The following is a 2,505-nucleotide window of genomic DNA, read 5'->3' on the forward strand; positions in this document are numbered from 1 at the left end:
CCCTCGGCGAGGATGACCTTCAGGTCCAGCGCCACATCATCGCACCCGCAAGCCATGAGGCTCGGCGGTCAAGCATGGATCATTCCATGATTCCTGAACCAAATGTCAAAAATTTGGATGTGACCCCATTGCCCCTCTACTGAACCAAATATCAAAGCTTTGGATGCGACCCCGTTGCCACAACGACCCGCAGCGCGTTGGCCACCTGCCGGCAGATTCTGACCCAGGCGGCATTGCGCTCGGCCGGGGCCAACTGGTCCAGCGGTGTGCGGGGATCGTGCAGCGCATGGAAGCCGGCGATCTCGGTCTCGCTGTAGGCGGACGCCGAGACCGGGATCCAGAAGATGCGCAGTCCGCGCTTGTGCGCCGCCTCGAACAGCGGCGGCAGTTCATGCCGGTCGATGAACTCCGACGAGAGGAACTTCGGGCTGACCAGCAGCACGGCGGCGCCGGCGCGCGCCAGCGCCGTCTCGATCTGGCTGCGCCACAGGTCGCCGGCGGCGATGCGCGTGTCGTCCCACAAGTCGAACTCCTCGCGCTTGAGGAACGGCCGCAGGTGCGTGTGCAGTTCGTCGAGCGAGCCGCGGTCGGCGTGGGAGTAGCTGACGAAGACGTTGCGCGACGCGGCCGACGCCAGCGGCAGCGAGGGCGGGCTGACCGCCACCGCGGAGGCCGATGCGCCGGCGCCGATGCGGACGATCTCGTAGATCTCGTAATCCGGCCCGCTGGCGCCGACGCTCTTGATCTGCAGCCGCGAGGGTCCTCGCGACTCCTCGATCAGCGGCCCGGCGCTGCGGAAGGTCATGCGGTCGGCGAGCAGGCGTCGGCCGTCGCGGGCCTGTTCCACCAGCGCCGCGGCGAGGTTGACCGCGCGGCCGACCGCGGTGAACTCGCGCACCTGGTCGCTGCCCACCGTGCACAGCGTGACGGTGTCGGTGGCGATGCCCACGCCGATGTCGATGAAGTTCAGCGACTCGTTGGTCTCGAGGTCCCAACGGTCGCGCATCGGCGCGAAGCGGTCGATCATTTGCTGCGCGCAACGCAGCGCGCGCGCCTCGTGCTCCGGCCCGCGCAACAGCGCCATCAACCCGTCTCCGAGGAACTTGTTGACCACGCCGCCTTGCTCTAGCACGGCCCCGGCGAGCATGGCCAGGAATTCGTTCAGCTTCGACTGCAGCAGCTCGGGGTGGCGCAGCGTCTGTTCCAGCCGCGAGTAGCCGCGCATGTCGACGAAGAGCACCGAAAGCCGCTCGGCGCGGGCGGGCGCGTTCAGCAGCGCGCGCAGCGTGGCGGCGTCGACCGAGTCGCGCGGCAGACCGTAGGCGCCGATGCGCGCGGCCATGTCGCCGAACAGCCGCGCATTGCGCACCGCCACGGCGGCCAGCGTGGCGAACTTCTCCAGCAGCGCCGCCTCGTAGGCGGTGTACGGCCCGGCGGTGCGGTTGAGCAGCTGCACGACGCCGATGCGCTCGCCAGCCACCGCCAACGGCACCGCGATCATCGACGCCGTGGGCCGCGCCGTGGCCTGGTCCACCGCCTTGTAGTGTTCGGGGTCCTGCTCGATCTTGTTGACAATGATCGACTCGCCGCTCGAGTACACGCCGCCCGCCTTGCTGCCGACCAGCGGGATGCCTTCGCCGTTGGCGCCGTATTTCTCCAGCACCAGCGCCGCCGCCGGGCCGACAGCGTGCGCGACGTACAGCTTGCGGCGCCGGTCGTCGTATAGGTAGACAGTGCCGGACGTCGAAGCCGTCAGGCCGACTGCGCGATCGAGTAGCCGGCCGAGCAGCGACGTGAGCGAAGTTTCCTCGGCCAATTCGGGCGCCAGTTCGACAAGCGCCGCGAGATCTCCCTGCGACAGGGCAATGTCAGCCATGGTGCGACTCCTCCATGTATTGGTGGGAATTTGGTTTTGACGCTGCGCGGTCAGGGAGATGTGGTTTTGCGAACAAGAAGATCTGTTTCGTCAGGATAGACCGGCTTGGGGGATTTCTGGCAAGGTCAAAGCTTGACCTCCGGAGACCCCCCAATCATTAGCGAGCGATTGGCCTTGCATCGGTGGGCATCGGTTTTCGGTGAGGGCAACGGGGTCGCATCCAAAGTTTTGACATTCAGGTCCGAAGTCAGCGGATGAGCGTCCTCGTATGCCGAAGCCCATGGTTGCCAAGGGGCCCTCGCACTCGGGAACCCTGGGGTTTGGCGAACACTTACGACTTCCCTCTCCAATGGCGGATGCTCCCGGCCCCGACAGCTTGCCCTCGGCGAGGATGACCTTCAGGTCCAGCGCCACATCATCGCACCCGCAAGCCACGAGATTCGGCGGACGAGTACGAATCATTCCCGGACGACTGAACCCAATATGAAAGCCCTGGATGGGACCCCGTTGCCGACCTCTTTCCGAGCACGCCCGACCTTTGCCCGAGGACTCTCGACCTTTGCCCGAGGACTCCCGACCTTTGCCCGAGGACTCCCGACCTTTGCCCGAGGACTCCCGACCTTTGCCCG

Annotated in this window: 1 protein-coding gene; it reads right to left on the reverse strand. The window is 66.3% G+C overall.

What is annotated here, in order from left to right:
• Positions 1–151: 151 nt before the first annotated feature.
• Positions 152–1,876, reverse strand: coding sequence for a GAF domain-containing protein (locus WCL10_RS20480; RefSeq protein ID WP_336897492.1), 1,725 nt, complete (start codon positions 1,874–1,876; stop codon positions 152–154).
• Between the last annotated feature and the right edge of the window lie 629 nt (positions 1,877–2,505).

This window comes from Novosphingobium sp. (genome assembly GCF_037133355.1).
Taxonomy (GTDB): domain Bacteria; phylum Pseudomonadota; class Alphaproteobacteria; order Sphingomonadales; family Sphingomonadaceae; genus Novosphingobium.